This window comes from Pseudomonas edaphica, from assembly GCF_005863185.1.
GTDB classification, from domain to species: Bacteria; Pseudomonadota; Gammaproteobacteria; order Pseudomonadales; family Pseudomonadaceae; genus Aquipseudomonas; species Aquipseudomonas edaphica.
Genome location: NZ_VBVZ01000432.1, coordinates 1 through 5,381 on the forward strand (window position 1 = coordinate 1; position 5,381 = coordinate 5,381).

Here is a 5,381-nt window from a genome sequence, read left to right on the forward strand (position 1 = left end):
ATCCAGGCCTGGATGGATTTCGCCCAGTTTCACCAGGTGTATCTCGTGGCCGGTCTGGCTGAACGTGACGGCATGCAACTGTTCGATACGGCTGTGCTGTTGGGGCCAGAGGGCCTGATTGGCAAGTACCGCAAGGCCCATCTCTGGAATAAGGAAAAGCTTTGGTTCACTCCCGGCAACCTGGGCTTTCCGGTATTCGAAACACCCATCGGCCGCATTGGCTTGCTGATCTGCTGGGACATCTGGTTCCCCGAAGTCCCGCGCATATTGACCCAGCAAGGTGCCGATATCATTTGCAGCCTGAACAACTGGGTGTGGACGCCACCGCCGTTGTTCGACGAAGCCGGCAAATGCATGGCCTCGTACCTGACCATAACCGCCGCCCACGTCAACAACGTGTTTATTGCGGCCGCCAACCGCATCGGCAAAGAACAGGACGCGCGTTACCTCGGTTGCTCGTTGATTGCCGGCACCAATGGCTGGCCTATCGGCAAGGTCGCCTCACCCAACGAGCAAGCGATTATTTACGCGGACATCGACCTCTCCAGCGCCCGCAGCGCACCGATCTGGAACAGCCTGAACGACCTGCAGCGCGATCGCAGGGCGGACCTCTACGACGGCATGCTCGGCTATCGCCATCATCCGTGCCTGCCACGCTGATGGGGGTGGGAATATGGACTTCATACCAACAAAAACGTCGTCTGACTCATCGGTTCGCCACCTTGTCATCCTGATCCTGACCTTCCTCACCCTGGTCGTGTCGCTCACAGGATTGTCAGTGGCTTACTCCACATCGGCGTCGGTGCTCTGGCCCAGCTACAACGACATGATGGCCAGCCTGCCTGCGCCGACCGCGTGGTTGCGCTGGGTGGTCGGCGATATCAGTGAAGTGGCGTTTTATAAACACGAGTTCGCGTCAATCGGCTTGCTGCTCGGTGGCGCTTTCGGTTACTGGACCAGTCGCTATGCCCAAGGCTGGCAAGGCTTCAGCATCGCCTACGGCACCGGGCTTTGGCCTTGGCTAGTGACCAGCTCATTGCTGGGGCTGTTGCTGAGCAATGCACTCTGGGGCTGGACCCTGACCGTCGACGCTTGGCAACCGACGTTCGCCGCCTTTGTGTCACTGCCGGCCGCGATGGTGCTGCTGTTTGGTGGAAGCTGGAAGGTCACGCTGAATGGTGCCCTGCTCGGCGCGCTGCTGGTGACGCCAAGTTGCCTGTTGATGGTCAACTTCTTATGCATACCGTTGGGATTGCCGGTGGTGATTGGCAATGTATTGGGCATGGCCCTAGGTAGCGTCGTGGCGTTTTTACTGTGTCGTGCAGTGCCTGTGCTGGTTAGTCGTGCGCCTGAAGCCAAGGTCAGCGTCCCTCCCGCCGCCCCTCCTAAGACACCCGATTACGGCTTACGCTGGACATTACGTCGTGTGCTGGCAGACTTTTCCGAAGCGCCTTTTTTCGGCAATGAGTGGGCCAGTCTGGGTTTGCTCGCAGGAGTGTTACTGGCTTACTCGCTCAATCCCCTAAGCCCCGCCTATGGATCGGGCTGGGTATTGCACCTGGTGGCAGGCCAGGCGCTGACCTCACTGCTGGGCATTCTGCTGTGGCGACAGCAATGGCGAAATCGAGGTTGGTACCCGACCTATGTGCCCTTGGTGTCGGTGGTACCGGCGGCGGTGCTGACCTATGGCGGTAGCATGACGGTCATTGTGCTCAGCGCGGTGCTGGGCGCGCTGATTGCGCCGCCGTTGGCGGGCGCGATTGCTGGCCGGTTGCCGAGTTACCTGCATCCGTATATTGGTAATGTGCTGTCGATGGCGATCAGTACGCTGTTGATTGTTCCTGCCATCGGCTTACTGATTGCGGATTGATCCAGGGCGATGGGCGAGTGTCTTAGTGAGGCTCGCCCATCAGCAGCAACGCATCGGCAGTGGCCTGGATATGCTCACGCATCCATACCTTGTCTAACCAATCCTCTGGAATACCTAGCACGCCATAATAGGCACCGGCAACCTGGCCAACGATTGCCGCGGTAGTGTCCGAGTCATCCCCCAGATTCGCAGCCATTAGCACAGCCTCGGCAAAGCTATCCGTCTGGTGGAAACACCAAAGTGCAGCCTCCAGCGAAGCGACGGCATAACCTGAGCCCACAATGTCAGCGCAGACCTTTTCCCGGTAGGCTCCTTGAGCAATCGCAATCACTTTGGGTTCAGTTAAATCGCAGCTTTCCACTCCCAGCACCTGCGCTTTTGGCTCACCACGTAGCGCGTTGGCAATCACAGTCGCTAGCACCAAACAGCATTCAACTGCCTCTTGAGCGGCGTGTGTCGTGCGGGAGCTATCGGCCGAAAAGGTGTGGATTCGATGGGTATCAGGGAAGTAGAACAGCACGACGGGAGCAAGACGCATGAGTGAACCGTTGCCAGCCGAGTAGCGGTCCGTGGAACCGGCGTAGGGATCTCCGTTGCTTTGAAAGTCAGCCAACGCCTGGCGCACCGTCAGGCCTATATCGAAACACTCCCCGGTAGCGCTCAGGTAGCCCGAAGTCCACCAGTTCAGATAGTGCTGCATCTGATCGACAGGATCAAAGCCGCCCTTCTGCACCAAACTCTCCGCCAAGCACAGCGCCATGGACGTGTCGTCGGTCCACTGGCCAGGCTGAAGACTGAAAGGACCGCCGCCGGTCATGTCTGTGACAGGTGGGAACGAGCCACGCGGCATAAACTCAACAGAGGTGCCAACGGCATCACCACAGGCCAGGCCTAGCAAGCATCCGCGATAACGATCCGACAAAGAAATAGGCATTTGTGATTCGCTCATGGGGATACCTAGGTCACTGCACTATTCCAGTTCCCAACCTACTCAGTCTGTAGGAAGCAACTGACTCATTCGTGCGACGTACAAAATCACAGCAATACGGTAGGGACACGACTATCGCCCACTACATTGACTTGACCGAGACCACCTCGACAAAGCGAAACTTTTTCCTGGCGGCCTTGGTCGCTTCTTGCTCAGCGACGAGGGAACTGAGGGTATCAGCCTCATGGATTATTTCGTGCATCTGCCCTTCGAATTCATTACCCACTCGCAGTGTGACCCGGAGTCTGGGGGTGAAGCCTTTTGAGGTTTTTTGCGCTTTTTTTGGCAACACCTTGGGCGGGATCACGACTTCCGGGGCCGAGTCGGTTTGATCCTCAACAACGGCTGGTACAACGAACTCAGATACGCCGAATAGCGCCTGCCGCATTTCTTCTTCAGTTAGTTCGGTTTTCATAGTGTTTCTCAGAGGGTCTATAGGGATGTATGAACGTCCGCGCCAGTATGGCCGCGGTAGAGGTGATTATTAGAAATTGTGCGGTATACAGCAGTTGAGGGCCTGTGTATGCGGTCTGTTAACTTTGCCCATAGGCAGCTTTCGGCGATCTGCAATTCGTAGACCGACCAACATTAAAAGTCTTCTCTAAAATTTTTATCGACGTTAACCAAAGTACGAATAATGGCCTGGTATACGCACCGGCAGAGATTATACGTTGCCCTCTTCACCGTGCTTACCCCAAACGCGAGCTCAATATGGCCGCCGGTGGGTGCTTCGTAATGGCTGCACATATCCCGATCCCCCAGCTGTGAGCGGTAGACACCACGAATGCGCTCGCGCTCCGTCTGTCGAAATTACCTACAGAAAAATTGACCGCAAATGGACTACACAGTTAACTGTACATACGTACAGCATTTGTAAAAGGGCAACACCATGAGCATCATCATCCGAGACCCCATCGCAGAGGGCGGCGCAACCTTGCCCTTTTACTCATTCCATTTACCCGCCGGCTTCCCCTCTCCGGCTGCCGATCATATCGAGCAGCACATCTCGATGGATGAAGTCCTCAACATCCGCGCGCCCCACGTCTACCTGATCACCATCACCGGCGAAAGCATGCAAGGCGCCGGCATCTTCGAGGGTGACATCGGCATTGTCGATCGCTCAATCGAACCCGCACACGGCCACATCGTCGTTGCGGTACTCAACAACGAGCCCATCTGCAAACGCCTGTGCAAACGCGGCAAGGAAATCATCCTGCTGTCTGACAACCCTAAATACCCTGCCCGTTACATCCTTGAGGGCGACGAACTATCTATCTGGGGCGTCATCACCAGCACCGTGCGCAGCCATGTCTAAGCAGACTCCCGTCTTCGCTCTGATCGACTGCAACAGCTTCTACGCCAGTTGCGAACGCGTGTTCCGCCCCGACCTGGCCAAGACCCCCATCGTAGTTCTGAGCAACAACGACGGCTGCGTCATCGCCCGCAGCTACGACGCCAAGCCCTTTGTCAAAATGGGCGCGCCGTACTTCCAGATCAAACACACACTCAAGCAACACGGGATAGTGCCCTTCTCATCCAACTACGCGCTGTATGGCGATATGAGCGAACGGGTCATGAGCCTGATCGAAGCTATGGTGCCGATGGTCGAGGTGTACAGCATCGACGAAGCCTTTGCCGACCTCACCGGCATCAGTGACCTGGACGCCCTGGGCCGCCGCATTCGTAACCAGGTGCTGCGCTGCACAGGCATTCCGGTCGGCGTCGGCATTGCCCATACCAAAACCTTGGCAAAACTGGCTAACCACACCGCCAAGCGACTGCAGGGACAAACCGGTGGTGTGGTGGATATCTGCGCGCCGGAGAAACGGGATTGGGTACTGCGCAATACCGACGTGGCGGAGGTATGGGGTGTAGGGCGCAAAATGAAACTGCACCTGGATGGGATGGGGATCAAGTCGGCTATGGACTTGGCCAAGGCGGATCCCTGGATATTGCGCAAGAAATTCAGCGTGGTGATTGAGAAGACAGCGCGTGAGCTAGCGGGCACGCCATGCCTGGAGCTGGATGAGCCGGATCCGCCCAAGCAGGAGATTTGCTGCAGTCGCATGTTTGGCCAGCGGCTGACGGAGATCGCGCCGATCAAGGAAGCGGTGGCCACCTACATGATGCGTGCGTCGGAGAAGCTAAGGGCGCAGAAATCGTTGTGCAAGAAGATCAGGGTGTCGATTCGGACGGGGATGTTTAATCCGGATGAGGCGAAGTACGCGAATGGCGTGGTCGTGGAGCTGCCGTATTCGACGGACGATGTACGACTGTTGACTCGGCTCGCCGTGGATGCAGTGGACCAGGTATTTCGGGCGGGGTTTAACTACAGCAAGGCGGAGGTGATGTTGCTGGGGCTTTGTCAGCCGGGGGAATATACGGATGATCTGTTTGCGGTGTCGCAGCCTGCGGAGGCGACGCTGGTGATGTCGGTGCTGGATCAGATTAATGGGCGTTGGGGGAAAGGCACGTTGCGGTCGGCAAGTGTGCCGGAGGATCCTGCGTGGGGGATGCGTCGGG

The 5,381-nt window shown here is 57.2% G+C and carries 6 protein-coding genes; 4 read left to right on the plus strand and 2 right to left on the minus strand.

What is annotated here, in order from left to right:
* Together FEM54_RS23415 and FEM54_RS23420 are read left to right on the plus strand one after the other, a co-directional pair.
* Positions 1-660: nitrilase-related carbon-nitrogen hydrolase (locus FEM54_RS23415; RefSeq protein ID WP_138453325.1), on the plus strand; the 660-nt coding region annotated here is incomplete at its 5' end.
* A 13-nt stretch (positions 661-673) separates the two neighbouring features.
* Positions 674-1,870: a hypothetical protein gene (locus FEM54_RS23420; RefSeq protein WP_138453326.1), complete on the plus strand. Its 1,197-nt coding sequence runs from the start codon at positions 674-676 to the stop codon at positions 1,868-1,870.
* Positions 1,871-1,892: 22 nt separating this feature from the next.
* On the opposite strand, the gene FEM54_RS23425 is transcribed toward FEM54_RS23420, so the two are convergent.
* Both FEM54_RS23425 and FEM54_RS23430 read right to left on the minus strand, forming a co-directional pair.
* A complete protein-coding gene (locus FEM54_RS23425) occupies positions 1,893-2,804 on the minus strand; it encodes an ADP-ribosylglycohydrolase family protein (RefSeq protein WP_138453330.1) in 912 nt (303 codons plus the stop codon).
* Positions 2,805-2,940: 136 nt separating this feature from the next.
* A complete protein-coding gene (locus FEM54_RS23430; protein ID WP_138453327.1) occupies positions 2,941-3,273 on the minus strand; it encodes a hypothetical protein in 333 nt (110 codons plus the stop codon).
* Between the two features lie 474 nt (positions 3,274-3,747).
* On the opposite strand from FEM54_RS23430, the gene FEM54_RS23435 reads away from it, so the two are divergent.
* Both FEM54_RS23435 and FEM54_RS23440 read left to right on the plus strand, forming a co-directional pair.
* The gene (locus FEM54_RS23435; RefSeq protein WP_138453328.1) at positions 3,748-4,173 is read left to right on the plus strand and encodes a LexA family protein; all 426 of its coding nucleotides are present in this window, start codon (positions 3,748-3,750) and stop codon (positions 4,171-4,173) included.
* The coding region (locus FEM54_RS23440; RefSeq protein WP_138453329.1) for a Y-family DNA polymerase at positions 4,166-5,381 on the plus strand (1,216 nt) is incomplete at its 3' end. The genes FEM54_RS23435 and FEM54_RS23440, both read left to right, overlap by 8 nt.

Coding starts and splice junctions, on each gene's coding strand:
- FEM54_RS23425 (WP_138453330.1), bottom strand. CDS start 2,804: ATGCCTATTTCTTTGTCGGATCGTTATCGCGGATGCTTGCTAGGCCTG.
- FEM54_RS23435 (WP_138453328.1), top strand. CDS start 3,748: ATGAGCATCATCATCCGAGACCCCATCGCAGAGGGCGGCGCAACCTTG.
- FEM54_RS23420 (WP_138453326.1), top strand. CDS start 674: ATGGACTTCATACCAACAAAAACGTCGTCTGACTCATCGGTTCGCCAC.
- FEM54_RS23430 (WP_138453327.1), bottom strand. CDS start 3,273: ATGAAAACCGAACTAACTGAAGAAGAAATGCGGCAGGCGCTATTCGGC.